This window comes from Aquabacterium soli (assembly GCF_003933735.1).
Taxonomy (GTDB): domain Bacteria; phylum Pseudomonadota; class Gammaproteobacteria; order Burkholderiales; family Burkholderiaceae_C; genus Aquabacterium; species Aquabacterium soli.
In genome coordinates this window covers 187,595-213,052 of record NZ_RSED01000004.1, presented here as the reverse complement: position 1 = coordinate 213,052, position 25,458 = coordinate 187,595, and the positions used below count along the sequence as shown (strand labels likewise).

Here is a 25,458-nt window from a genome sequence, read left to right as displayed (position 1 = left end):
GGACGGATGCCGGCTCGGCCCCGCCCCGCGCTGCCACGACAAGACGCCAGAACCACCGCAGGAAGAGGACAAGAAAAAGGGCCGCGAACATCGCGGCCCTTTTCAATCAAGCGACTGACATATCAAAGCGGCTTGGCAGCACCAGACCCCGTTTGCACGGATGCAGCCGCCTGAGGCGATACAGCCTCACCCCAGCTGCCCCCCAACGCCCGGATCAGCCCCACGGTGTTGGACGCCCAAGCGCCCCGCACCTGCACCGCCTGGCGTTCGATCGCCAGCAGGCTGCGCTGCGTGTCGATCAGGGTTAGGAAGCTGTCCTCGCCAGCGCGGTAGCGCTTGTCGGCCAGATCGGCCGAGCGGCGTGCGGCCACCACGGCCTCGTCCAGCGACTCGGTCTGCCCGCGCACGGCGGCCAGGCCCGAGAGCTTGTCCTCCACATCACCGAAGGCAGCCAGCACCGTCTGCCGATAACTGGCCACCGACTCGTCCAGCACGGCCTCGGCCCGCGTGATGTTGGCCTTGTTGCGGCCACCATCGAACAAGGGCATGGACAGCACCGCGTTGACCAGCCAGGCCCGCGCGCTCCAGTCGAACAGATCGCGCAGCTCGTACGAAGCATTGCCACCATTGGCCGTCAGCATCAGCGCCGGGAACACGGCCGATCGGGCCTGGCCCACGCGTGCGGTGGCGGCCATCAGCTGCGCCTGCGCAGCGGCCACGTCAGGGCGCCGCTCCAGCAGGGCCGAAGGCAGGCCTGCCGGCACCAACGGCACCTTGGTGTCCACCGCCAGAGGCTTGGACGGCAGGTCGAAGTTGGCCGGGGCCTTGCCCAGCAGCAAGGCCAGGGCATGCTCCACCTGGGCACGCTGGCCGCGCACGCCTTGCAGTTCGGCACGCGTGGTGGCCAGTTCGGTGCGTGAGCGGGCCACGTCCAGCTCGGACACGTCGCCCGCATCGCGGCGCTTGCCGATCAGGTCCGAGGTCTGCTGGCGCAGCCCCAGCGTGCTTTCCAGCACGGCCACGTCCGCGTCCAGCGTGCGCAGCTGGAAGTAGGCCTGGGCCACGTCGGCCTGCAGGGCCAGCAGCACCGAGCGGTAGGTGGCTTCGCTGGCCTGCGCATCGGCCTGGGCGGCGTTCACGCTGTTGGCCACGCGGCTGAACAGGTCGACCTCGTAGCTGGCGGTCAGGCCCGCGCTCCACACCGTGCCCGGCGGAAGGTTGGTGCCTTCAGCCACGCCTTGCTGGGCGGGCGAAAACTTCTGGCGTGCCACGCCGGCATTGATGCCCACCTGGGGCAGCCGGTCGGCCTGGGCACTGCCCAGCGAGGCACGGGCGGCCTTGACCCGGGCCGCGGCGACCGCAAGGCTGGGGTTGGCGGCTTCGGCCTGCTGTTGCAGTTCGTTGAGCGCGGCGTCGTCGAAGGCCAGCCACCAGGCGCCGCGTGGCGCGGCCTCCGATGGCTGAGCGGTTTTCCACTGGCCTTGCTGGGCCGCGCTGATGTCGCTGGAGGCCTGGGCTTCCTTGAAGCCGGCCGGTACGCTGAGCTGGGCATCGCGTGGCTCGGGTGCGGTGGCGCACCCGGCCAGCACCAGCGCCAGCATCAGCGGGGTGAAGGTGGTTCGAAAGGTGGTCATGGTTCAAGCCTCCTGGATGACGGGGTCTTGGGAGGGCACGAGCGGCTCGTCGGTGCGGCGGCCTTCCAGGCGCACGGCCAGGAAGCGCAGCAGCACGTAGAACACCGGCGTGAGGAACAGGCCGAACAGGGTCACGCCCAGCATGCCGGCGAACACGGCCACGCCCATGGCATGGCGCATTTCCGATCCGGCGCCGCTGGAGAAGACCAGGGGCACCACCCCCATGATGAAGGCGATCGACGTCATCAGGATGGGGCGCAGACGCAGGCGGCTGGCCTCCAGCGCGGCCTCGACGATGGTGCGGCCATGGTGCTCCAGCTCACGGGCGAACTCCACGATCAGGATGGCGTTCTTGGCCGACAGTCCCACCAGCACGAACAGCGCGATCTGCGTGAAGATGTTGTTGTCGCCCTTGGTGAGGTACACCCCGGCCAACGCGCACAGCATCGACATCGGCACGATCAGGATCACGGCCAGCGGCAGTGTCCAGCTCTCGTACTGGGCGGCCAGCACCAGGAACACCAGCAGCACGCACAGCGGGAACACGTAGATCATGGTGTTGCCGGCCAGGATCTCCTGGTAGGTCAGGTCGGTCCACTCGTAGCTCACGCCCTTGGGCAGTGTCTCGGCGGCGATCTTCTCCATGATCTCCTTGGCCTGGCCCGATGACACGCCCGGTGCGGCGCCGCCGTTGATGTCGGCTGCCACATAGGCGTTGTAGCGCTGCACGCGGTCCGGGCCGTAGCTGTCCGAGATCTTCAGCAGGCTGCCCAGCGGCACCATCTCGCCGCTGTTGCTGCGCACCTTGAGCTGAGAGATCGACTCGGGGTTGCTGCGGAAGGGCGCGTCGGCCTGGGCCATCACCTGGAAGGTGCGGCCGAACTTGTTGAAGTCGTTGACGTACAGCGATCCCAGGTTGATCTGCAGCGTGTCGAAGATGCTGCCCAGCGGCACGCCCATCTGCTTGGCCTTGACGCGGTCGACATCGGCGAACAGTTGCGGCACGTTGATCTGGTAGCTCGAGAACACGCCGGCCAGCTGAGGCGTCTGCCAGGCCTTCATCTGCAGGGCCATGGTGGCCTTGTACAGCTCGTCGTAGCCCACGTTGCCGCGGTCTTCGATGAACAGCTTGAAGCCGCCGATGGCGCCCATGCCGTTCACCGCCGGGGGCGGGAACACCATGATGAAGGCGTCCTGGATGGCACCCAGGCGCTTGTTGACCTCGGCTGCGATGGCATCGCCGGTGAGCGACGGATCGCCCTTGCGCTTGTGGAAGTCGTCCAGCGTGTAGAACACGATGCCGGCGTTGGGCGCGTTGGTGAAGCCGTTGATCGACAGGCCGGGGAAGGCCACCGATTCGGCCACGCCGGGCACCTGGCTGGCGATGTCCGACATGCGGCGGATCACGGCGTCCGTGCGCTCCAGCGAGGCGGCGTCAGGCAACTGGGCGAAGCCCACCAGGTACTGCTTGTCCTGCGCCGGCACGAAGCCAGCGGGCACGGCCTTGAACACGAAGAACGCGGCCACGCACAGCACCAGGTACACGCCCATGGTGACGGCCTTGTGGTTCAGGGTGCCCTGCACGCCGCCCTGGTAGCGGTGCGAGGCGCGGTCGAACACGCGGTTGAAGCGCTTGAAGAAGCCGCCCAGCGCCCAGTCCATGCCACGTGCGAACCGGTCCTTGGGGGCGTCGTGCGGCTTGAGCAGCACGGCGGCCAGGGCAGGCGACAAGGTCAGCGAGTTGAAGGCGGAGATCACCGTCGAGATGGCGATGGTCAGCGCGAACTGCTTGTAGAACTGGCCCGTGAGGCCGGCCACATAGGCGATGGGGATGAACACCGCGCACAGCACCAGGGCGATGGCGATGATGGGCCCGGAGACCTCCTTCATGGCCTGGATGGTGGCCGCCCGCGGGTTCAAGCCGTTGGCGATGTTGCGCTCCACGTTCTCGACCACCACGATGGCATCGTCCACCACGATGCCGATGGCCAGCACCAGGCCGAACAGCGACAGCGTGTTGATCGAGAAGCCGAAGCCCAGCAGCACCGCGAACGTACCCACGATGGACACGGGCACGGCCAGCAGCGGGATGATGGACGCGCGCCAGGTCTGCAGGAACACGATCACCACCAGCACCACCAGGGCCACGGCCTCCAGCAGCGTGACGATCACGGCCTTGATGGAGTCGCGCACGAACTGCGTGGGGTCGTAGACGATGGCGTAGTCGACGTCGGCGGGGAAGTCCTTCTTGAGCTCGTCCATCGCGGCGCGCACGTCGGTCGACAACTGCAGCGCGTTGGCATTGGGCGCCTCGAAGATGCCCATGCCGACCGCCGGCTTGTTGTTGAGCAGCGAGCGCAGCGCATAGCCGTTGGAGCCCAGTTCGATGCGGGCCACGTCACGCAGGTGCGTGATGCCGCCATCGGGGTTGGTCTTGACGATGATCTTGCCGAACTCTTCTTCCGTGCTCAGGCGCCCGGAAGCATTGACCGACAGCTGGAAGGGGGCCTTGGTATCGGGCGGTGCGCCCACCACGCCAGCGGCCACCTGCACGTTCTGCTCGCGGATGGCGGCCACCACGTCGGCGGCCGTCATGCCGCGCTGCGCGACCTTCTGGGGATCGAGCCACACGCGCATGGCGTAGTCGCCGGCACCGAAGATCTGCACGTCGCCCATGCCGTTCAGGCGGGCCAGGCGGTCCTTGATGTTGAGCGTGGCGTAGTTGCGCAGGTAGACGTCGTCATAGCTGCCCTTGGGCGACAGCAGGTGGACCACCAGCGTCAGGTTGGGCGAGGCCTTGACGGTCGTCACGCCGAACTGGCGCACCTCTTCTGGCAGGCGGGGCAGGGCACGCTGCACGCGGTTCTGCACCTGGGTTTCGGCCTGCTCGACGTTGGTGCCGATCTTGAACGTGACGGTCAGCGTGAGCACGCCGTCGGTCGTGGCCTGCGAGGACATGTACAGCATGTTCTCGACGCCGTTGATCTGCTCTTCCAGCGGGGCCGCGACGGTTTCGGCGATCACCGTGGGGTTGGCGCCGGGGAACTGGGCACGCACCACCACCGACGGCGGCACCACCTCGGGGTATTCCGAGATGGGCAGCTTGAAGATGGAGATCGCACCCGCGATGAAGACCAGGATGGACAGCACGGCCGCAAAGATCGGCCTGTCCACGAAGAATCGTGAAATGTTCATGGGAGAGTCCTCGCTGGTTTATTGCTTGGCGGCAGCTGCCGAGGCGCCACCTTGCGGCGCTTCCATCGGCACGACCTGTGGCGCCACCGGTGCGCCGGGACGCACACGCTGCAGGCCATCGACCACCACACGCTCGCCGGCCTTCAGGCCCGACGAGACCACGCGCAGCGGGCCCACGGTGGTGCCCAGTTGCACGGGGCGGTACTCCGGGATGTTGTTGGCGGCCACCACGTAGACGAACTTGCGGTTCTGGTCGGTGCCGATGGCACGCTCGGCCACCAGGGTCGAGGCCGCGCCGGTCGACGCGTCCGAACCCACCTGCACCTTGGCGAACAGCCCCGGGGTCAGCAGCCCGTCCTTGTTGTCGATCACGGCGCGCATGCGCACGCTGCCGGCCTGCGGGTCGATCTGGTTGTCCACGAACTCCAGGCGCCCTTCGTGCGGCACGCCCTGCTCGTTGGCCAGGCCAATGCGCACCTTCAAGGCGGCCGGGTTGCTGCGGGCCAGCTTGCCCACCTGCAGGTAGGTGGCTTCGTCACCGTTGAAGCTCACGTACATCGGGTTGGCGGACACCAGCGAGGTCAGCACGGTGTTGCCGTCCACCAGGTTGCCCGCGGTCACCTCGGCCTTGCCGACGCGGCCATCGAAGGGCGCGCGGACGGTGGTCCATTCCAGGTTCAGGCGGGCGGTCTGCAGCGCGGCCAGGTCGGCGCGGGCGCCGGCTTCAAGCTGGCTCACGTTGGAGGTGCGCTCGTCGAAGTCGCGCTGGGCGATGGCGTTCTCGGCCAGCAGGCGCTTGGACCGGGCCTGCTCGGTGCGGGCCAGGTCCACCTTGGCCTGTGAGTTGGCCGCGGCGGCTTCAGCGCGCGCCACCTCGGCCTGGTAGGGGCGCTGGTCGATCACGAACAGCACATCGCCCTTCTTGACCAGTGCGCCGGGCTTGAGCTGCACGCGCTCGATGTAGCCGGACACGCGGGGGCGCAGCTGTGCGCGGTCGATGGCTTCGACCAGGCCGGAGAACTCGCGCTGCTCGGACACCTGGCGGGTGATCACTTCAGCGACAGACACGGGCGCGGCAGGCGGTGCGCCACCGGGGGCGGCCTGGGCGCTCTGCTCTTCACCGCAACCGGTGAGGGCGCCGATGGTGAGCGCGGCAGCCAGGGCGCTCAGGACGAAACGGGGTTGGACGGATTTCATGGAGATCGCTCCCGGGGTCGAAAGGGATTGGACGAAGGTGTGAAGACGAGGGTGCTGCATGTGGTTGTTGTCGAGGCTTGTTGTCATGGCGGTCGTTCTTGTTGTGCGCGCTTCTTCTTGTGGAGGCTGGAGAGTGGGTTCGCTCAGCTCACCGGTTGTCGATGAGAAACTGCCTCATCGCCGTGACACAGGGGTCGTCAGCGGTGAGCGAACATCGCTCCTTGTTGTCGAGGATGTCGTCGGGTGGGGGAAGGGTGATCTGCGCCACCTCGTTGCCGGCCTGGCGCAGCTTGTCTGCGTACGCGTGGCCCTCATCGGACAAGGGATCGCCCTCGGTATGCACGATCAGGGCCGGGGGCAAATTGCCCAGGCGGCTGGCATGCAGGGGGCTGGCGTAAGGGTGCAGGCGGTCGGCCGGGTTCGGCAGGTACAGGCGGTAGCTGCGCTCCACATCGCGGGCCAGCTTGCGGGTGGCGTCTTCGTCGGCGGCGCAGCGCATGGAGGCGCAGTGCAGACTCGCATCCACCATCGGCATGACCAGGATCTGGCCGGCGAGATCGGGCCCCTGGCGATCACGGCACACGAGGGCCGACACGGCTGCCAGGTTGCCCCCGGCCTCCACGCCGCCCACGAACAGGTGCGTGCCCTTCCAGCCCAGCTTGGTGCGCTGGCGCACCGCCTGGGTCAGCACCGCGTGGGCGTCCTCGACCGCGGCGGGGAAGGGGCGCTCTGGTGCCAGGGTGTAGCAGGGGGCCAGGATGTTCACCTCGCACGCATCGGCCAGCACGCGCAGGCAAGGATCGGAGGCCTCGGTGTCGTCCACCACGAAGCCGCCCGGGTGGAAGAACACCAGCAGCGTGTCGTTTGCCTTCCTGCTGGGCGCTCCCCGGAACAGGCGCACGTGCACCTGGCCGGCGTGACCGAGCCAGTCGAACGATTCGTCGGCGCCGGATGCATCAGGAAGATCGGACATGGTGGGAAAAACCAGAGGTATTCAATGGTCGTGACTGTATTGATTGAGTTGTTCCTAATAAACTACCTTCCACGGAATTGACTGTTCAGGAATCCGAACAATGGACAAGCTGAAAGCGCTCGAAGCCTTCGTGGGGGTGGTCGACACGGGTGGGTTTACCCGTGCTTCAGAATTGCTCAACACGCCGAAAGCCACCATTTCCACCCTTGTCCAGGAACTGGAGACGCAGTTGGGTGTCCGGTTGCTGCACCGCACCACGCGCAAGGTGAGCGTGACGGCCGACGGCGCGGCCTACTACGAGCGCTGTCGCCGCATCCTGGACGACATGCGTGAAGCAGACGAATCCGTTTCCCCCCGCCAGGGCCTGCCCAGCGGCCGCCTGCGCGTGGACGTGCCCACCAGCATGGCGAGCTTCCTGATGTTCACAGGCCTGAACGATTTCCTGACCCGCTACCCGGACATCAGCCTGGAGATGGGCTGCAGCGACCGGGTGGTGAACATGGTCAGCGAAGGGGTTGACTGCGTGATCCGTGTCGGTGATGTCAGCGATCCGACGCTGGTTGCCCGCCGCATTGGATCCATGCAGTTCAAGACTTGCGCCGCAAAGTCCTACGTGGCGGCCCATGGCGTGCCGACGCACCCGGACGAGCTGCGTGCGCATCGGTGGGTCAACTATTTCCTGCCGGGGCGCGGGGCGGCCACGTGGGATTTCGCCAAGGACGGCGAGCGGATCGAACTGCAGCCCGAGGGCGGGCTGTCCGTCAACGATTCGAATGTCTATGAAGACGCCGTGCTGGCGGGCCTGGGCATCGGCCAATTGCCCAGTTTCACCTTCGAGTGCGCGTGCAGGGCAGGAGAGCTGGTGGCCGTGCTGCCGGACTGGACCACCGATCCACTGCCGGTGCATGTGCTGTTCCCCTCGAATCGGCACCTGTCCACCAAGGTGCAGGCCTTCGTCGAGTGGATGGCCGAGTTCTTCGAAAAGACACCCGGTTTGCGACGCGTTTAGCGCGGTCAGGCGGCACGGTGCGCTGTTCACCGCCGCTCACATGACAGTGTTGTTAAACCCGACAAAGCCCGACTGAATCTTTGGTCAGGGGCTCGACATGCCTTGGTCCGCCCTTCTAGAATGTACCAATACAATAAACATATTGTACTAATACATAAATGTTCCCGGATCATAAACCCGGGGAGGACCAGATCGAGTCGCTGTCCGGCAGATGCCGGATGACGGGCGCACCTCTAAGGCGAGGGGATGACGATGGGCAGGTTGGGCAGGGTGGACACAGTGCTGACGGGCAGGGCCGTGCCGTACACGCGGCAGGGCACGACCAGTGCGATCGCCAAGCAGGCTGTGCAGGGGCCGGCGTCGGTGGGCTTTCTGGGCCTGGAAGGCGACGAGCAGGCCGATCGGCGTTTCCATGGTGGGCCCGACAAGGCCTTGCACCACTACGCTTTCGATCACTACGAGGCGTGGCGAGGCGAGCTCGGGCGACAGCATCCGATGCTGGCGCGGCCGGGGGCCTTCGGCGAGAACCTCAGCTCGCACGGGATCACGGAATCCACCTTGTGCATGGGTGATCGGCTGCGCATCGGCTCCGTGCTGGTGGAAGTGTCTCAGGCGCGCCAGCCCTGCTGGAAGCTCAACGACCGCTTCGGCTGGAACGGCATGGCGCGCAGGGTGCAGGACTCCATGCGCACTGGCTGGTACTACCGCGTGCTCGAGCCTGGCGTGCTGCAGGTGGGCGATGCCATCGAGTTGGTGAACCGGCCACATCCGGCCTGGTCGTTGGCTCGCCTGCTCGAATTGCTGTACGTGCGCACGCTGGATCTCGACCAGCTCGCCCTCGCCCTCGCCTTGCCGCTCACACCATCCTGGCGCGCCCTGGTGGAACGGCGCCTGGCTCGTGGCGAGGTCGAAGCCTGGGCGCCACGATTCGACGGCCCTCAGACCACGGCTTGAACAACCAACCCTCCAGGAGATCCCTCCATGCAGCAATACCGATTCATCGTGTGGCGGCAAGGCCGTCTTTGGTGCCGGATCGATGTCGAATCGCCCTGGGCGCCGGAGGTCGCGCAGGACGTGGTCCAGCGCTTTCCGGCCAGCGAGGGCTACCGAATCGACAGTTTCGTGGCAACCCAGGAGCGCCGCATCGTCGAGAGCGGCCCGGATGGCATGAGATTGCTCTCGCGCGAACCCCTCTACCAGGCGGCGACATGAGCAGCGAGGCCCCGATGGGCACACCCCATCTGATGAACACCTACGCCCGCTTGCCCGTCTCCTTCGTGCGCGGGCAGGGCAGCCGGCTTTGGGACGCCGCCGGCCGCGAGTACCTTGACGCCACGGCCGGCGTGGCCGTGGCGGGATTGGGGCATGCGCATCCTGCCGTGGCCGAGGTGCTGGCCGAGCAGGCGCATCTGCTGGTGCACACGTCCAACTTGTGGGGCATCGAATGGCAGGCGCGATTGGGCGAACGCCTGGCTCGACTGTCCGGCCTGGAGCGTGCCTTCTTCTGCAACTCCGGTTGCGAGGCCAACGAGGCGGCGATCAAGCTGGCGCGTCTGCACGGGCACCGCCAGGGCATCGAGCGGCCACTGATCGTGGTGATGCAGGGCGCTTTTCATGGTCGCACCCTGGCCACACTGTCGGCCAGCGACAGTCCCAAGGCGCAGGCGGGCTTCGGGCCACTGGTGGAGGGCTTCGTGCGCGTACCGTTTGGCGATGCGGGCGCCGTGCGAGCCCTGGCGCGGCAACAGCCGGGCATCGTGGCGGTCTTGCTCGAGCCGGTGCAGGGTGAAAGCGGGGTCCGCCTACCGCCGCCCGGCTATCTGCGGCAGTTGCGGGATGTGTGCGATGAAGAGGGCTGGCTGCTCATGCTCGACGAGGTGCAGACCGGCCTGGGTCGCACCGGCCACTGGTTCGCCTTCCAGCCCAGCGGCATCCGTCCCGACGTGATGACCCTTGCCAAAGCCCTGGGCAATGGCGTGCCCATCGGCGCCTGCCTGGCTGGTGCGCGCGCCTCGCAACTGTTCGGGCCTGGGCAGCACGGTTCGACCTTCGGTGGCAACCCGCTGGCCTGCCGCACGGCCTGCACCGTGCTCGACACCATCGAAGGCGCGAGCCTGCCCCGGCGTGCGGCCGAACTGGGCCTGCGGCTGCTGCACCAGCTCGACGCCGGCCTCGCGGGGCACCACGATGTGCTGGACATCCGGGGCAGCGGCCTCCTGGTGGGCATCGAACTGGCGTGGCCCTGTGGCCACCTGGTGCAGCGGGCCCTGCATGAGGAGGCCCTGCTGATCAACGTGACCCGCGACACCACCGTGCGCCTGCTGCCGCCCCTGACCAGCTCCATCGACGACATCGATCGGACCGCCGAGGCGGTCGTGCGGCTCGTGCGCACATCGCAGGCACGCCAGGTCGCGTAGACCTTCCATTCAAAAGGAGCAGACGATGCTTGAACGACCTCGTTGAACCCTGACGGCTTGGCGTTGCCCCGTAGGCAGCACCACAACACACACCATAAACGACGGAGAAAACACCATGCAAGCAGCTGAGGCAGTGATCGAACATCCCGGACAGCCCCTCTTTCATTCCCTTGCGGGTACGCCGCATGCGCCACATGCGCCGAGCCGGTCAGTGGACCTTCTCAACCGCATCGCACGCAGTTGGAGCCACCGCGCCCAGGTCAAGAAGAATGAGCCGGACACCTTGATCGACGCAGGCACCGACCTGCCCGAGTTCCTGGAACACCTGTTGCCGTTCCATGAGCACCCACGCTACCAGGCGCTGGACACGGACACCAAGATGCGCATCCTGTCGTGCGGCTGGATCATCTACAACGAGAAGACCGTGGCCATCGAGCTCGACATCGTCAGCCCTGTCTGCCAGGACATCCTCTACGACAACGTGCCCGGGCTCGACAACGAGCTGTCCAAAGAGATCGTCTGCGAGACCCTGGTGGATGAGGCCTACCACCTGCTGCTGGTCAAGAACGCCAACCGCATCACGCGGCAGCGGCGGCAGCTCGAGCACATCCGCATCCCGCAGTTCGCTCTGGTTCGCCAGATGCGCGAGGAGCAGGATCGCCACATGCCCTCATGGGCCGGTCTGCTCGTGCGCCTGAGCACGGCGGTCGTCTCCGAGATCTTCATCAGCGACTACCTACACCAGCTCTCGGAAGAGACCTCGATCCAGCCGCTCAACCGCGCCACAGTAGCCGCGCACCGCCATGACGAACTGGCGCATTCGAAGATCTTCTCTGAGCTCACGCGCAATTTCTACCATGCGCTGGGCAGCACCCAGAAGGGCTTCTTCGCCTCGATGCTGCCCAAGTCGATCCACTGGTTCGCCGACCAGGAGCTCGACCTGTGGCTGGACGTGCTGCAGCAGTTGGGGGTGCCCGGCGCCCAGGCCATGGTCGAAGAGTGCCGTGAACTCAACCGCGTGGCGCTGGACCGGCTTGATTACTCCGGCGTGGTCAAGCTGGCGTCGGAGGTGGGCATCCTGGATTCTGCCGAGGGCCATGCGGCTTTCCGCAACGCCAGGCTGATCTGATGTGGCGGGGCCGGCATCCCGACCGGCCCCGGTTTGGTGTTTGCTTTTTTTTGAGGACCGTTTCAATGACTGCACAGACTTCATCCCGCCTGCTGGAAGGCAAGCACGTGGTGGTTGTCCAGCACCTGGCCTTCGAGGACCTGGGCTCGTTCGCTTCCCTGCTGGATCTGATGGGCGCGCATGTCCACTATCGGCAGGCTGGCGTGGACATCCTGGACCGTGACATCGCCACAGCCGACCTGCTGATCGTGCTCGGCGGGCCGATCGGCGTCTACGAAGACCTGGCCTATCCCTTCCTGACCGACGAGTTGGCCGCGCTCAAAGGGCGCCTGCAGCGGGACGCGCCTACGCTGGGCGTTTGCCTGGGAGCCCAGTTGATCGCGAAGGCCCTGGATGCGCGTGTCTACCCCGGTGCCCACAAGGAGATTGGCTGGGGCGAGCTGACCCTGACCGGTGCCGGTGTGCAGTCGCCACTGCGGCAACTGGCCCACACGCCGGTGCTGCACTGGCATGGCGACACCTTCGACCTGCCTGCGGGGGCGGCCCTGCTGGCCTCGACGGATCTTTACCCGAACCAGGCGTTCTCGGTGGGCAGCAATGTGCTGGCGCTGCAGTTCCACCCGGAAGCAGAAACCGCCCGCTTCGAGCGCTGGCTGATTGGCCACACCTGTGAGCTGGGCAAGGCGGGCATCGACATCCCTGCGCTGCGGGCCGACAACCTGCGCCACGGCCGTGCCCTGGAGCAGGCCGGCAAGCGCATGCTGTCCGACTGGCTGGACGGCGTGCGCTGGCAATGAGGGCGAGGCCGCCCGCCTGGCCCACAATGGGGGCCCTATGAGCGCTTTGCACATCGTCGGCAGCAATTCGGTGGAGATCGCCGAACAGTTCGTGGCCGCCATCCGTTCCGGTGCGATGGTGGCCGGCGAAGCCCTGCCCACCGTTCGCCAGCTGGCGCAGCAGCTGGGGGTCAACCCCAACACCGTGGCCTCGGCCTATGCCCGGCTGCGGGACGCGGGGCTGGTCATCTCCGACGGGCGGCGCGGCACGCGCGTGGCCGAACCGCCCTCGCGCATCGAGACAGGCGCCCAGGTGCCCGATGGCCTGATCGACCTGGCGCAGGGCAATGTGGATGCAGCCCTGCTGCCTTGCCCGCAGTCCGATTGGCTGTCAACGCACACCCGGCCCATGACGGGCTATGACGCCGACAGCGACGAACCTGAACTGCTCCAGATGGGCCGTCAGTGGATGGACTCCCAGGGCGTGCTGTCACCTTGCCTGGGCGTGTTCTCCGGCGCGCTCGATGCGATCGAGCGCGCCTTGCGTGTGCATGTGTCGCCCGGCTCGCGCGCCTGGGTTGAAGATCCGTGCTGGCCACCCATGCTGGCGTTGCTGGCCCACCTGCGGCTCAAGGCCATGCCGCTGCTGGTGGACTCACAGGGCTGCGTGCTGCCCCCCGAGGAGGACAAGGCCTCGGCCGTGATCCTGACCCCTAGGGCTCACAACCCGACGGGGGTGTCCATGTCGCCGCAGCGCGCTGCTGCCTGGAGCGCCTTCCTGGCTGGTCGCCCCGATTGCATGCTGGTGCTCGACGATCACTGGGGCCCGATGGCCCGGCCCGATGGCGGCGCCAGCCTGCCACACGCCGCGCTGCAGGTGTATGTGCTGTCGCTCAGCAAGTTCCTGGGGCCTGACCTGCGCATCGCGCTGGCGGCTGGCGGCCCGCAGCCCCTCAAGGGCATGCAGGAGCAGCAGACGCTGGGCCCACGCTGGGTGAGCCTGCTGCTGCAGCGCCTGGCCGTGAGCCTGTGGCGCCAGGCCCAGGCCGGTGGCCTGATCGAGCGCGCCGGCCGCGACTATGCCCACCGGCGCGACGAACTGGCCATGGCCTTGAAGGCTCGGGGCCTGAGCGGGTTGCCGGCGCACGATGGCCTGCACCTGTGGATCCCGGTGGCCGATGAGGCGGCGGTGGTGCAGGGCCTGGCGGCCAAGGGCTGGGCCGTGCAGCCAGGCCGTGCGTTCCGCTTGCGCAGTGCGCCGGCCATCCGCATCAGCGTGGGCAACTTGCGGCGCGGACAGGCTGAGGCCCTGGCCGACGACCTGGTGATGTCGATGCGCGGCATCGGACGAATCAGCGTCTGAATTCTCACGCCAGCTCCGCTGGGATTGTTATAGTGAAAGGAGGCGGCGTCAGATCTGTCGCCGCCAGCGTCGCTCGGACGGTTCCGGGCGCTCACGTTGATTGGAAACCACATGTCTGCATCCCCAGGCAAGCGCCGCTTTGCGCGCATTGATCGCCTGCCGCCCTACGTCTTCAACATCACGGCCGAACTCAAGCTGGCCGCCCGCCGACGCGGTGAAGACATCATCGACATGAGCATGGGCAACCCCGATGGGGCCACGCCGCCGCACATCGTCGCCAAGCTCACCGAAGTGGCCCAGCGCCCGGACACCCACGGCTACTCGGCCTCCAAGGGCATCCCGCGGCTGAGGCGCGCCATCTCGCACTGGTACAAGGCCCGCTACGACGTCGACATCGACGCCGACAAGGAGGCCATCGTCACGATCGGTTCCAAAGAGGGCCTGGCCCACCTGATGCTGGCCACCCTGGACCGTGGCGATACGGTGCTGGTGCCCGACCCCAGCTACCCCATCCACATCTATGGCGCCGTGATCGCCGGGGCCGATATCCGCTCCGTGCCGCTGGTGCCTGGGGTGGACTTCTTCGCCGAGCTGGAGAAGGCCATCCGCGGCAGCTACCCCAAGCCCAAGATGATGGTGCTGGGCTTTCCCAGCAACCCGACGGCCCAGTGCGTGGAGCTGGACTTTTTCGAGCGGGTCGTGGCGCTGGCGCGCAAGCACGACATCTTCGTGGTGCACGACCTGGCCTATGCCGACATCGTGTTCGATGGCTGGAAGGCGCCCTCGATCATGCAGGTGCCCGGTGCCAAGGACATCGCGGTGGAGTTCTTCACGCTCAGCAAGAGCTACAACATGGCCGGCTGGCGCGTGGGCTTCATGGTCGGCAACCCGGACCTGGTAGCCGCACTGGCCCGCATCAAGAGTTACCACGACTACGGCACCTTCACACCTTTGCAGGTGGCGGCCATTGCGGCGCTGGAAGGCGACCAGCAATGCGTGCGCGACATCGCGGCCAAGTACCAGGCCCGCCGCGACGTGCTCGTCAAGGGCCTGCGCGAGGCGGGCTGGGCCGTGGAGTGCCCCAAGGCCTCGATGTACATCTGGGCCAGGATCCCGCCGGCTTATGCGGCGCTGGGTTCGCTCGAGTTCGCCCGGCAGTTGCTGGACAAGGCCAAGGTCTGCGTGTCGCCGGGCATCGGCTTCGGCGACCACGGCGATGACCATGTCCGATTTGCCCTGATCGAGAACGAGTCCCGCATCCGGCAGGCCGTGCGGGGCATCAAGGCCATGTTCAAGCAGGATGGCGTCGTGCCCACCTGACCCGGCCTTGCGCAGGGCTGGCGTCTGTTCTGCCCGGTTTTTCCTGCTTTGCATGGGGTCTGCCTGTGGCTGAATCAGGGGGGACCGGGTACGCTGCGGCATGTCGTCGCAGCGGACGGCCCATTCAAAACAACAGCCCGCGCCTCTGCTGGTCCCCGGCGGGTCCTTCGTATCCAGCTTGCCGATGAGAAGCTTTCAGATCTCCGGACGCCAACTGGCCGCCTTTCTGTGCGCGCTGGTGGGGCTCCTGGTGATGGGGTTCGTGCTCTCGGGGCACCAGGGATGGTTGCGCGTGCTGCCCAGTTCATCGCCGCCCGTCTTCAACGGGGGGCTGATGTTCCTGCTCAGTGCCCGACTGGTCTGGGATGCGCACCGCCAACCCAATCTGACGACACGGCTGGCCGCGTTGGCGCTGGTGGTGGTGCCTGCGGCAGTGCTGTCGCAGACGGTGTTCGGCGTGGACCTGGGCATCGACTGGTCCTGGATGCACCAGGCCTTTGGCGACATCGCCAACCGGGGCCGGATGGCGCCCAACACCTGCGCAGCCTTCATTTGCTACGGTGCTGCGGTGGCCCTCTTGCACGACCGCCCGCCAGTTCGCTGGGTGCGTGCCCTCATCGTGTTGCTGCTGATCGGCGGCTTGCTGCTGGGGCTGTCCGGCCTTGCGGGTTACCTGCTGGATCTGGAAGCCTTGTACCGCGTGATGGACTACAACAAGATGTCCATCATCACCTCCGTAGTGCTGATCACCGTGGGCGTGGCCTTGTGGGTGTCCATGGTGCAGCGTGAGCGGCCCCGGCGCTTCGAGCTGCAGGAAAATCGCATCACGGCCACCGCCGTGGCCGTGCTGAGTGTGGTGGCTGTGCTCTCCGGCATGACCACGTTCGCGGTGCTGCAGGATGGTTTCAAGGAATCGGTCGCCCAGGAGGCCCGCGACAAGGCGCGGGGCCAGGCCATCGCCTTCGAACACAGCCTGGAGCAGGACATCGAATCGGCGCAGGATGTGGCGCGTCAACTGGACCTGCGCAAGTTGCTGGCGCGCCTCGAAGCTCACCCGCACGATGCTGCAGCGCTGACCGAACTGCGCGAAGTGGTCGAGAGCTTCAGCGTCTACGACTTCAGCGCCGTGGCCGTCTACCTGAGCAATGGCTATTCCTTGATGGAGGTGGGCGATCTGCGCATGGGACAGGCCGATGCACGCCTGCCCATCGAGGGCGAGTTCACCTGGCTGCTGTGGGACAACGGCCTGCTGCTGCGCACCCGCACCGAGGTGGTCCACCAGGGGCGCACGGTGGGTGTGCTGGTCAGCGAAATGCGGCTCAACACCCTGACCGAGCTGATGCAGGAACTGCAGCAGGACGGCGAAAGCGGTGACCTGCTGCTGTGCAGCCGTGTCGGCCAGCGGGCTGCCTGCATGCCTTCGCGCTTCCATGCGGCCAACACCCACATCGACATGTTCCAGAACGGCCAGGCCCAACAGCCCATTGCACGCGCCCTGATGGGCGAAGCGGGCAGTGCCGTGGGCAAGGACCTGCGGGGCGTGAGGGTGCAATCAGGCTTTGCGCAGCTGGGGACCTTCAACCTGGGCATGGAGGCCAAGACCGACATCAGCGAGTTGTATGCCCCGCTCAAGGCACGCTTGAACATCGTGTTCGGCGTGGTGGTGATGTTCGTGGTGCTGGGCACCTGGCTGCTGCGCTCGCGCGTGCATCCGCTGACGGAGCGGGTGGTGGCCGACCAGCGGCGCATGCGGGCCGTGCTCGCCACCTCGCACGAGGCCTTCGTGGCCGTGGACGGCCGAGGCATGGTGTCCGAGTGGAATGCCGAAGCCGAGCGGACATTCGGCTGGACGCGAGAAGAGACCTTGGGGCGGCCCCTGCAGTCGTTGATCATTCCGCAGCGCCTGCGCGCCGATGGCGGCATGGAGCACTTCATGGGCAGGGGCTCGGGCGAGGCACCTGCCGTCAATCGGCGCATGGAGCTCACCGCCATGCACCGCGATGGCCACGAGTTTCCGATCGAGATCAGCATCAGCCGCACGGGCGATCGGGATTCGCACAGTTTCGCGGCCTTCATGCACGACATCTCCGATCGTCTGGCCGACCAGGCCCTCCTGGCCGACAAGGAAAAGCGCCTGCGCGATGTGACCAACAACATCCCGGCCATGGTGGGCCATTTCGATGTCAACGAGGTCTGCACCTTTGCCAATGACCGCGGTCTCAAGGGTTTGGGTGTGCGGCCCGACCAAGTTCCGGGCATCACCCTTCGCGAGGCCTTGGGCGAGGACAACTACCGCCAGCACGAACCGGGGGTTCGTGAAGTCCTGGCTGGCCGCCACGCCTCGGTAGAGGGAGAATCCCGATTCAAGGGCCAGCGGGTGTACTTTCAGGCGCACATGGTGCCTGACCGCGACAGTACAGGCCGGGTGCGCGGCTTCTACCTGATGACCTTCGATGTCACGCCGCTCAAGGAGTACCAGAACGCCCTGGCGGCCGGGGAAGACCGGCTGCGCACCATCACCGACAACCTGCCGGTGCTGATCGCCTACATCGATCGCGAGCACAGGTTCCAGTTTGCCAATGGCACCTTCCGCGATTGGCTGGCGGTCGAGCCTTCATCCGTGGTGGGGCAACACGTCCGAGATGTGGCGGGGCCTGCCCTGTATGAAGAACGCCGCGTGCAGATCGAGCGGGCGCTGTCCGGCGAGCGAGTCGACTTCGAGATGCAGTCCGTCACGCAGGGCGTGCTGAGGCATTTGCAGACCTCTTACCTGCCTGACCGGCAGCCCGATGGCAGCGTGCCTGGCATCTACACGCTCAGCACCGACGTGACGGTCCTCAAGAGCGCCGAACAGCAGATGCGCCAGCTGGCCCGTAACGACGCCCTCACGGGTCTGCCCAACCGCCTGCAGTTTGAAGAAAAGCTGCCGGAAGCCATGGCCCGTTGTGCTCGAAACCGCCGCCCGATGGCGCTGATGTTCCTCGACGTCGACAAGTTCAAGACCATCAACGACACCTTGGGCCATTCGGCGGGTGACGAGGTGCTCAAGGAGTTTGGGCACCGCCTGGTGACCTGCGTGCGAAAGACCGACACCGTGGCCCGGCTGGCCGGTGATGAGTTCGTGGTGATCCTGGAAGGACTCAACTCCATCGAGGAGCCTCAGTTCGTGGCTCGCAAGATCATCGCCACCATCGGCGCCTCGTTCGAGGTGATGGGGCGGCAGTTGGGGGTGTCCACCAGCCTGGGGGTGGCCCTGTACGAGGGCGGCGAGATGAGCGCGGCGCGTCTGCTGGCGCGCGCCGACGAAGCCCTCTATGAAGCCAAGGCAGCCGGACGCAATACCTTTCGCATGGCCTCCCGGCCGGGTTGAGCCGCCAGGTGTAAGTGTGTTTGTAGGCATCCGGGAAGGGTGCCTGTCAGGCAGTCAGAGGTGGCTGCGTGGGTGCTGGCTGTTTTGAACAGGTGAAGGGGCTGACAAGGCCCGGGAAGCACGGGCTTCAGCGCTTGGAAGGCCCCCGGGCCCGCCATTTGCCCAGAGCAATGGACACCTTGATCGCGCATCGCCGACCCATGGTTCGAATCCATTTTTCAGCCCTTTCTGCCTTGATTTTCATGAAACCATTTGCAAATGAATCTGCCGAGATGCAAAAGCATGCCGCTGTTTTGGGCGCGCTGATGCACTTGCCACCGCTGCTTTTTTCAGCACCCAACCTGGAGGAATGGCGCGCCGGACCAGCCCCTGCGCCCATGCCTCCAAGCCCTCCCATCCCAGAGCCCGCGCGGCCTCCAGAGCCTTTGCCGCAACCTGATCCGCCGCCGCCGGAGATTGACGACCCACCCCCTGCAGAGAACCCGGTGCCGGTGCATGAACCTCCTTACATGCCGCCACCCATGTCCTTGACAGGGAAATGTTTCGAGGTTCACTGATATTGAGGTGATCTTGATGGGCACGACGTTTGCCTATCACCGCCGCAAGCGCTGAATCTCAGCCTTGGCCAAGGCCTCACTCCAGGTGGGGGCTGCGGCTGCAGCATTTCCGCTGACCTGCAAAGATCTGACGCATGGGCCGCCGGTGGCTCTCTTTTTCGCCACCGCATCGAGCCCTGTTGAACAGTCGAAAGGTCAGTGATGGCGCATGCATTGGTGGTTGATGACGAGGCAGACGCGGCTGAGATGATGGCCGCGCTCATCGCGACAAAAGGGTTCACCGTGGCGACCGCCGGGTCCTTGAAGGACGCCCGGCGCCAGTTGGCGCTCCAGGAGCCGGATGTGGTCCTGCTGGACCTGGTGCTGCCCGATGGCAGCGGCATGCAGCTGGTAGAGGATGCCAAGGCCTTGGGCAATACCGAGGTGGTGCTGATCACCGGCCATGCCAGCCTGGACACGTCCATCCAGGCCCTTCGCCTGGGGGCTGCGGACTATTTGGTCAAGCCGGTGAACATGAAGCAGTTGAGCGGGATCCTCTCGCGGCTGATCAAGCCATCAGCCCTGCAGGCCGAAGCCAGCGACTTGATGCTTGAGCTGGAACGTGACGGTCACTTCGGGCAGCTCTGGGGCCGCTCACCTGCGATGCGAAAGGTGTACGAGCAGATCCTGCGCGTGTCCGGCACGGGTGTCACCGTGTTCATCACCGGTGAGAGCGGTTGCGGCAAGGAGGTCGTGGCCAGCACGGTGCATGACCTCAGCCGCCGCCGCAACCGGCCTTTCCTGGCCGTCAACTGCGGTGCCATTTCGCCGCACCTGATGGAGAGCGAGATCTTCGGTCATGAGAAGGGCAGCTTCACCGGGGCGGATCGCCAGCACCAGGGCTTCTTCGAGCGGGCCTGCGGTGGCACGCTGTTCCTTGACGAGATCACCGAGATGCCGCTTGATCTGCAGGTCAAGCTCTTGCGTGTGCTCGAAAGCGGCACCTACATGCGCGTGGGCTCCACCCAGATCCAGGAGACCGATGTGCGCATCATCGCGGCCACCAACCGGTCTCCCCAGGAGGCCGTGCGCGCCGGCAAGCTGCGCGAAGACCTGCTCTACCGCCTCAATGTGTTTCCGGTGCACCTGCCTCCTTTGCGTGACCGGCTGGAGGACGTGCCGCTGATCGCCGAACATTTCCTCGACGAGATCTCGCGGCGTGAAGGCCAGGTCAAGCGCTTTGCCCCGCAGGCCCTGCAGCGGCTGGGAGACTACCGCTGGCCAGGCAATGTGCGCGAGCTGCGCAACATCGTGCACCGTGCGTATGTGATGGCGCCTGACTCCATCATCGTCGATGAATGCCTGCCCGAGACGGATGGTGATTCGCCGGCAACCAGCATGGATGGGGCGCCGCTGCTGCAGATCCGCGTGGGCACGCCCCTGGCCGATGTGGAGCGCCAGGTCACCCTGGCCACGCTGGAGTACTGCGGCCGTCACAAGGAGCGCACCGCGGCCACCCTGGGCGTCAGCCTCAAGACCCTCTACAACCGGCTCAAGGACTACGCCACGGTTCCGTCGCGCGTGGATGGAGAAGGCAACGAAGCCCCGCCTCCTTCCTCAGTGGCATCGGATCACGTCTGAGAAGACGCCGCCCCTGCGGGTTCGGACATCGGGAACAGCGATTGCCCTGACAGGGCAATCGCTGTATGTGCATGGAAAGGACCCGACATGACCCAAGAACGCTCAACCCCACGGCCTCAGCCTGCCGCCCAGTCGCCACAGGGCGCGGCGCCCGATGAGCAGCGTGACAGTTTCGATCCATCTGGGCCTCATGGAGGCTTCGGGGGCGCTGGGGGGACGCAAGGCAGCGTCTACGGCGATACCGAAGCGCATGAGGAGGGTGCTTCCGAGCAGCGCCTTGAACACGAGGCCTGGCAGCGTGATCCCAGCAAAGACAAGCGGGGCGGCGTCATCGCCGGTGAGACGGGGCCCTATGGTGACTATGGCGAGATCCAGGATCACCAGGGTGGCTACTGGTACGGCGGCGGCGACAAGCGCCCCACAGCGCCTGCCAAGCGTAAATAGTGAGGGATGGGCGGGCAAGGGCCCGCCTTGCATACCCGGTCAAGCCACACGGCGGCGTTGCTCCACCGCAGCCACCTTCATCAGCTGACGGTATTTGGTGACCGTGCGTCGTGCCACCGTCAGACCCTGACGTGCCAGCCGGCGCGCAATCTCCGCGTCGGACAGGGGATTCACCGGATCTTCTGCGTCGAGCATGTCCTTGATGACCCCCCGGATGGCCGTTGCCGAACATGCGCCGCCATTGGCCGTCGGCATGGGACGGGAGAAGAAGTACTTGAGCTCGAACACGCCGGCGGGTGTCGCCATGTACTTGTTGTTCGTCACGCGAGACACGGTGGATTCATGCAGTCCCACTTCTTCGGCGATCTCCTTCAGAGCCATCGGCTTCATGGCCAAAGAGCCATGCTCCAGGAACTGTTTCTGCCGCTTGAGAATGGCCTGCGCCACCGACAAGATGGTGGAGAAGCGCTGCTCCACATTGCGCACGGTCCAGCGCGCTTCCTGGAGATGGGCGGCCAGTTCGGCGTGGCGGCCATCGCGGTGGCGCCGGAACAGTTCGGCGTAGCGTTGGTTGAGCTTGACGCGTGGCACGATGGCGGGGTTCAGCACCGCCACCCACTCGTCCTTCACCTTGCGGGCGATCACATCCGGCGTGATGTAGCGGACATCCGCGGCGCTCAGCTTCCAGCCAGGGCGTGGGTCCATGTGGCGGATGCGATCGCAGGCCGCTTCGATCTCTGAGGGGGAGTGTCCCAGGCGACGGGACAGGGCGGCAATGTCGTGTTGTGCCAGCTTGTCCATCTGCTCATTGATGATGCGGCCGGCCAGCGCCCGAAGTTCCTCATCCTGGATCTCCGGCAATTGCAGGGTCAGGCACTCCGCCACGTTGCGCGCCCCTACACCCGCGGGCTCCAGCGCCTGCACCAGTTTCAAGGCCATGCTCATCTCGCTCAACTCCACGGCTGGCTCCAGTTCCAGCAGGTTGACCAGTTCGCTCAATTCCGTGCGCAGATAGCCATCGTCATCGAGTGATTCGATCACGCAGCCCACCAGTGCGCGGTCGCGCTCGGACAGTGAACGCGTATTGATCTGACGAAGCAGGGTGGGACGCAGGCCTTCGTCGGCCGCCATCAGGTCGATGGCACTGAACTCGCCATCTCCACTGCCGCGTGAACCAGACGATCCAGGGGTGGCCGCCCAGGGAGAGGGATCCCATTCGATGTCGGCCGCTGGCTCCGGCGAGGGCTCAGGTGTCGGCGAAGTGAGGGTGGCCGTGTCGGCCAACGAGGCGTCATGGGCCTGCTGAGGCGTGGCCCCGTCGGGTGTTTCATGCTGTTCGTCCCCCACATCTTCCCCTTCCAGGAAGGGGTTCTTGTCCAGGGCATCGCGAACCTCCTGGGCGAAATCCAGCGATGACAACTGCAGCAGGCGCACCGCTTGCTGCAAACGCGGCGTCAAGGTCTGATGCTGTCTGTGTTCCAGGCGGATGGCAGGGGCATTGATGGTCATGGCGTTGTCTCAGCGTTGTGGATACACAGGGGCTTGTGCCGCAACAACCATGCCGAAATCCGTTGCTTTTGACGGGCCTGTTACGCCGCTCGTGTCATTGCTGCCAGGCGCGTCTGGCAAGTTGACCGAAGATGAATGACGATCCGGTGTGGCGCTGGGCCCACCCGTTTGCAGAGCCTGCATTTTTTGCCCTGGGTGCGTCACGCCCACTTACAAATTGATCCAGTTCCCCGCCCGGGGGCCATACCGAGCGCGCAGGAAAAAATGGCGCCATGACCGCAGCGAGGCATGCCTTGCCGTAAAAGTTGCCGAAATGAGCGGTCGGAGCCTTTGTCTCCGGGAATGCCGTTTGCCCCGCCTCTGCGCTGGCGCATTCCGTGTCGGCCCTTCGACTGGAGAGACCATGAGCAGCCACGCCATGTCACATGACTTCATGCCGCCGCGCGGCGAAAGCCGGGGACCCCGTGCCAATACACATGCACGCTCCGAGGTGTTGCGCATGCTCAGGGATGATCACCGCACGGTCAAATCGGCCTTTCGTGAGTTCGATCGTCTTGATTCGATGGACGATGCGGAGGCCTGCGAGAACCTCATCCGCCAGACCTGCATGGATCTGGAGATCCACACCCGGCTGGAAGAAGAGGTGTTCTACCCGGCGGTGCGCGCCGCCCTGTCCACACGTGTGTTGATCGACGACGCAGAGGTGGAACACCAGACCATGAACATGCTGCTGGGTCAGGTGCGTGCTGCTGCCATGGGTGATCCTCGCCAGTCGGCCTCCTTCCGGGTGTTGGGCGAGTACATCCGGCACCACGTGAAGGAAGAAGAGGGCGAGATGTTCCGGCAGTTGTCGCATGCCAAGCTGGATTGGCAGCGACTGCTGGAGGACATGCAGGAACGCAGGGCCCTGCTCACCAATGAAGTAGAAGACCACGAAGGTACTTTCTATCGGCAGGGCAGCGCCCTTGGCTTGCGCCAGGGGTTGAATGACCATGGGCTGCGCCCTGGCCGGCATTCCTGAGATCACCGATGCGGCAAAGGAGAAACACCATGAGCACCCCCGCACGCACTCTAGCTCCCATGGGCGCCGCGACATTGATCGCGTGCATGGCCCTGGTGGGATGTGACCGCGAACCCACTCCGAAAATGAGCAGCGCTGACTCGTCGCTGTCGACCTCCACCCCCATGGCCCAGGCCGACACGGGCACACCGATGGGATCGGGCATGAATGGCACCTCAGAGCAGATGTCCGTGCCGACGGCGCCCATCGGACGGTCAGATGGTCCTGGCCTGACCATGGGACAAGCCTCTGCCGACGGTTCCGCTTTCGATGCCATGACCCGTTCCGAGCCCACGGGGGCGGGGGTCCCTACCAGCCAGCAGGCTGCGACACCCGCCACGGCCTCGGCGTCAGGCACCCTCAGCAGCATGGAGCGAGACTTCATCGCCCAGACCGGAGCCAAGAGCCTGTTCGAGATCCGCGTGTCAGAGCTGGCGGCTGAGAAGGCGTCGGATCCGGCGTTGAAATCGTATGCGGCCATGGTTGCGGCCGACCACAAGGGTGTCAGCGAAGAGGCCAAGCGCCTGGCAGCTGGCCATGGTGTGAACCTGTCCCAGACGCTCAGCGCGCAGGATCAGAAAACCTTGTCAGCACTGCAAAATGCCTCAGGGGCGGCTTTTGACAAGCAGTATCTACAGACAGTGGGGGTGACAGAACACGAGAAGATCATCGCCACCTATGAAAAGGTCGGCGCCGATGCGCAGAATCCGGCCTTGAAAGACTACGTGCAGTCCACGCTGCCCACGCTCAAGTCCCATCTGGATGCAGCGCGCAAGCTGCAGACCAGGGGATGACACCGGGTTGACGGGGGTTCGCGTCTGAAGCTGCGGTATGTCACTGATGAGATGCCCGGCATTCGCCGGGTGCGGCGGGGCACTGGCTTCGCCTACCAAGCTGCGGATGGACACTGGCTGCGGGCCGGTGATGAGGTCGATCGGCTGCATCTGCAGCGCATCCGTGCGCTGGCCATCCCGCCAGCCTACGAAGAAGTCTGGATCTGCCCCCTGGATGCGGGGCACGTGCAGGCCACTGCCCGCGATGCGCGGGGCCGCAAGCAATACCGCTACCACGCCTTGTGGCGCGCACGGCGTGATGACGACAAGTTTGAGCGAATGCACGCCTTTGGCCTGGCTCTGCCACGGCTGCGGCGTCGCGTCGCCCAGACCTTGGCCGCTTCAGCAGGCCAGCCACATCTTGACCGGGATGTGGTGCTGGCCGCGGTGGTGAGGCTCCTGGACACCACACTCATCCGGGTCGGCAACGAGGAGTACGCCCGGACCAACCGGTCCTACGGGCTCACCACGCTTCGCAATCGCCATGCGCAGGTCTCGGGCAGTCGCCTGATGCTGCGGTTTCGAGGCAAGAGCGGCGTCCAGCACGAAGTGCTGCTGGACGACGCCCGTGTGGCCGGGGTGGTGCGCCGATGTCAGGAGCTGCCCGGCCAGGAGCTTTTTCAGTACACCGATGACAGCGGCGCGACACATGTGGTGGATTCAGCGGATGTGAACGACTACATCCGCAGCCTGTGCGGAGACGAGTTCACCGCCAAGGATTTCCGAACATGGCATGCCACGGTGCACGCGTGGGCGCAGCTTGCGCCGGATGCCAAGGCGGCCCGTGATGGCGGGGAGGCCCCCTGTTCGGAGAGTGCGGCCGCACGGCGGCGCATGGTCAATGAAGCCCTGAAGGAAGTGGCCTCGCGGCTGGGCAACACGGTGGCGGTTTGCCGAAAGTCTTACGTCCACCCTCACGTGCTGGTGTGTGCGCTACAGGATGAGTGGCCAGATGAAGCAGGCGTTGAGCCCTCCTCAGTACCGAGCCGCGGTCTCAATGCGCAGGAAAGGCGTCTGCTGGCCTTCCTGCAGTGCCGCACGAGCTGACGCAA

The 25,458-nt window shown here is 65.7% G+C and carries 19 protein-coding genes; 14 read left to right on the top strand and 5 right to left on the bottom strand.

Annotation, left to right across the window (positions count from 1 at the left end; genetic code table 11):
* Positions 1-122: 122 nt before the first annotated feature.
* The 4 genes from EIP75_RS06600 to EIP75_RS06585 form a co-directional block, all read right to left on the bottom strand.
* Complete coding sequence (locus tag EIP75_RS06600; RefSeq protein WP_125242440.1) at positions 123-1,634, bottom strand: efflux transporter outer membrane subunit; 1,512 nt, start codon at positions 1,632-1,634, stop codon at positions 123-125.
* 3 nt (positions 1,635-1,637) lie between these two features.
* On the bottom strand, positions 1,638-4,829 hold the full coding sequence (locus tag EIP75_RS06595; RefSeq protein WP_125242439.1) for an efflux RND transporter permease subunit: 3,192 nt from the start codon (positions 4,827-4,829) through the stop codon (positions 1,638-1,640).
* Positions 4,830-4,847: 18 nt separating this feature from the next.
* Entirely contained in the window at positions 4,848-6,026 is a 1,179-nt protein-coding gene (locus EIP75_RS06590; RefSeq protein WP_125242438.1) for an efflux RND transporter periplasmic adaptor subunit, read from the bottom strand.
* 148 nt (positions 6,027-6,174) lie between these two features.
* Positions 6,175-6,999 carry an alpha/beta hydrolase gene (locus EIP75_RS06585; protein ID WP_125242437.1) on the bottom strand — a complete coding sequence of 275 codons (825 nt, stop codon included), beginning with the start codon at positions 6,997-6,999 and terminating at the stop codon, positions 6,175-6,177.
* Between the two features lie 100 nt (positions 7,000-7,099).
* Between EIP75_RS06585 and EIP75_RS06580 the strand changes: the two genes are divergently transcribed.
* From EIP75_RS06580 to EIP75_RS06530, 11 genes are all read left to right on the top strand, one after another.
* Positions 7,100-8,008: a LysR family transcriptional regulator gene (locus EIP75_RS06580; RefSeq protein WP_125242436.1), complete on the top strand. Its 909-nt coding sequence runs from the start codon at positions 7,100-7,102 to the stop codon at positions 8,006-8,008.
* Between the two features lie 246 nt (positions 8,009-8,254).
* Positions 8,255-8,962, top strand: a complete 708-nt coding sequence (locus tag EIP75_RS06575; protein WP_125242435.1) for an MOSC domain-containing protein — start codon at positions 8,255-8,257, stop codon at positions 8,960-8,962.
* 27 nt (positions 8,963-8,989) lie between these two features.
* Positions 8,990-9,220: a hypothetical protein gene (locus EIP75_RS06570; RefSeq protein ID WP_125242434.1), complete on the top strand. Its 231-nt coding sequence runs from the start codon at positions 8,990-8,992 to the stop codon at positions 9,218-9,220.
* On the top strand, positions 9,217-10,425 hold the full coding sequence (locus EIP75_RS06565) for an aspartate aminotransferase family protein (RefSeq protein WP_233584716.1): 1,209 nt from the start codon (positions 9,217-9,219) through the stop codon (positions 10,423-10,425). The genes EIP75_RS06570 and EIP75_RS06565 overlap by 4 nt, the downstream gene beginning before the upstream one ends.
* Before the next feature lie 211 nt (positions 10,426-10,636).
* Entirely contained in the window at positions 10,637-11,554 is a 918-nt protein-coding gene (locus tag EIP75_RS06560; RefSeq protein WP_199758509.1) for a diiron oxygenase, read from the top strand.
* 65 nt (positions 11,555-11,619) lie between these two features.
* Positions 11,620-12,351, top strand: coding sequence for a glutamine amidotransferase (locus EIP75_RS06555; RefSeq protein WP_125242432.1), 732 nt, complete (start codon positions 11,620-11,622; stop codon positions 12,349-12,351).
* A gap of 37 nt (positions 12,352-12,388) precedes the next feature.
* Entirely contained in the window at positions 12,389-13,693 is a 1,305-nt protein-coding gene (locus EIP75_RS06550) for an aminotransferase class I/II-fold pyridoxal phosphate-dependent enzyme (protein ID WP_125242431.1), read from the top strand.
* Positions 13,694-13,804: 111 nt separating this feature from the next.
* Positions 13,805-15,013: an alanine transaminase gene (gene alaC / locus EIP75_RS06545; protein WP_125242430.1), complete on the top strand. Its 1,209-nt coding sequence runs from the start codon at positions 13,805-13,807 to the stop codon at positions 15,011-15,013.
* 184 nt (positions 15,014-15,197) lie between these two features.
* A complete protein-coding gene (locus EIP75_RS06540) occupies positions 15,198-18,383 on the top strand; it encodes a sensor domain-containing protein (protein ID WP_158622760.1) in 3,186 nt (1,061 codons plus the stop codon).
* Between the two features lie 758 nt (positions 18,384-19,141).
* Entirely contained in the window at positions 19,142-20,560 is a 1,419-nt protein-coding gene (locus tag EIP75_RS06535) for a sigma-54-dependent transcriptional regulator (RefSeq protein ID WP_125242428.1), read from the top strand.
* 87 nt (positions 20,561-20,647) lie between these two features.
* Complete coding sequence (locus tag EIP75_RS06530; protein WP_125242427.1) at positions 20,648-21,004, top strand: hypothetical protein; 357 nt, start codon at positions 20,648-20,650, stop codon at positions 21,002-21,004.
* Between the two features lie 39 nt (positions 21,005-21,043).
* On the opposite strand, the gene EIP75_RS06525 is transcribed toward EIP75_RS06530, so the two are convergent.
* Positions 21,044-22,513, bottom strand: a complete 1,470-nt coding sequence (locus EIP75_RS06525; RefSeq protein WP_233584715.1) for an RNA polymerase factor sigma-54 — start codon at positions 22,511-22,513, stop codon at positions 21,044-21,046.
* 403 nt (positions 22,514-22,916) lie between these two features.
* Between EIP75_RS06525 and EIP75_RS06520 the strand changes: the two genes are divergently transcribed.
* The 3 genes from EIP75_RS06520 to EIP75_RS06510 are packed head-to-tail and all read left to right on the top strand — an operon-like array spanning position 22,917 to position 25,453.
* Positions 22,917-23,534 carry a hemerythrin domain-containing protein gene (locus EIP75_RS06520; protein ID WP_158622759.1) on the top strand — a complete coding sequence of 206 codons (618 nt, stop codon included), beginning with the start codon at positions 22,917-22,919 and terminating at the stop codon, positions 23,532-23,534.
* A gap of 29 nt (positions 23,535-23,563) precedes the next feature.
* Positions 23,564-24,367 (top strand): DUF4142 domain-containing protein, encoded by an 804-nt coding sequence (locus tag EIP75_RS06515; protein WP_158622758.1) that lies wholly within the window; start codon positions 23,564-23,566, stop codon positions 24,365-24,367.
* A gap of 51 nt (positions 24,368-24,418) precedes the next feature.
* Complete coding sequence (locus tag EIP75_RS06510) at positions 24,419-25,453, top strand: DNA topoisomerase IB (protein ID WP_125242424.1); 1,035 nt, start codon at positions 24,419-24,421, stop codon at positions 25,451-25,453.
* Positions 25,454-25,458 lie beyond the last annotated feature (5 nt).

Coding starts and splice junctions, on each gene's coding strand:
- EIP75_RS06600 (WP_125242440.1), bottom strand. CDS start 1,634: ATGACCACCTTTCGAACCACCTTCACCCCGCTGATGCTGGCGCTGGTG.
- EIP75_RS06595 (WP_125242439.1), bottom strand. CDS start 4,829: ATGAACATTTCACGATTCTTCGTGGACAGGCCGATCTTTGCGGCCGTG.
- EIP75_RS06590 (WP_125242438.1), bottom strand. CDS start 6,026: ATGAAATCCGTCCAACCCCGTTTCGTCCTGAGCGCCCTGGCTGCCGCG.
- EIP75_RS06585 (WP_125242437.1), bottom strand. CDS start 6,999: ATGTCCGATCTTCCTGATGCATCCGGCGCCGACGAATCGTTCGACTGG.
- EIP75_RS06580 (WP_125242436.1), top strand. CDS start 7,100: ATGGACAAGCTGAAAGCGCTCGAAGCCTTCGTGGGGGTGGTCGACACG.
- EIP75_RS06575 (WP_125242435.1), top strand. CDS start 8,255: ATGACGATGGGCAGGTTGGGCAGGGTGGACACAGTGCTGACGGGCAGG.
- EIP75_RS06570 (WP_125242434.1), top strand. CDS start 8,990: ATGCAGCAATACCGATTCATCGTGTGGCGGCAAGGCCGTCTTTGGTGC.
- EIP75_RS06565 (WP_233584716.1), top strand. CDS start 9,217: ATGAGCAGCGAGGCCCCGATGGGCACACCCCATCTGATGAACACCTAC.
- EIP75_RS06555 (WP_125242432.1), top strand. CDS start 11,620: ATGACTGCACAGACTTCATCCCGCCTGCTGGAAGGCAAGCACGTGGTG.
- EIP75_RS06550 (WP_125242431.1), top strand. CDS start 12,389: ATGAGCGCTTTGCACATCGTCGGCAGCAATTCGGTGGAGATCGCCGAA.
- alaC (WP_125242430.1), top strand. CDS start 13,805: ATGTCTGCATCCCCAGGCAAGCGCCGCTTTGCGCGCATTGATCGCCTG.
- EIP75_RS06540 (WP_158622760.1), top strand. CDS start 15,198: ATGAGAAGCTTTCAGATCTCCGGACGCCAACTGGCCGCCTTTCTGTGC.
- EIP75_RS06535 (WP_125242428.1), top strand. CDS start 19,142: ATGGCGCATGCATTGGTGGTTGATGACGAGGCAGACGCGGCTGAGATG.
- EIP75_RS06530 (WP_125242427.1), top strand. CDS start 20,648: ATGACCCAAGAACGCTCAACCCCACGGCCTCAGCCTGCCGCCCAGTCG.
- EIP75_RS06525 (WP_233584715.1), bottom strand. CDS start 22,513: ATGACCATCAATGCCCCTGCCATCCGCCTGGAACACAGACAGCATCAG.
- EIP75_RS06520 (WP_158622759.1), top strand. CDS start 22,917: ATGAGCAGCCACGCCATGTCACATGACTTCATGCCGCCGCGCGGCGAA.
- EIP75_RS06515 (WP_158622758.1), top strand. CDS start 23,564: ATGAGCACCCCCGCACGCACTCTAGCTCCCATGGGCGCCGCGACATTG.
- EIP75_RS06510 (WP_125242424.1), top strand. CDS start 24,419: ATGCCCGGCATTCGCCGGGTGCGGCGGGGCACTGGCTTCGCCTACCAA.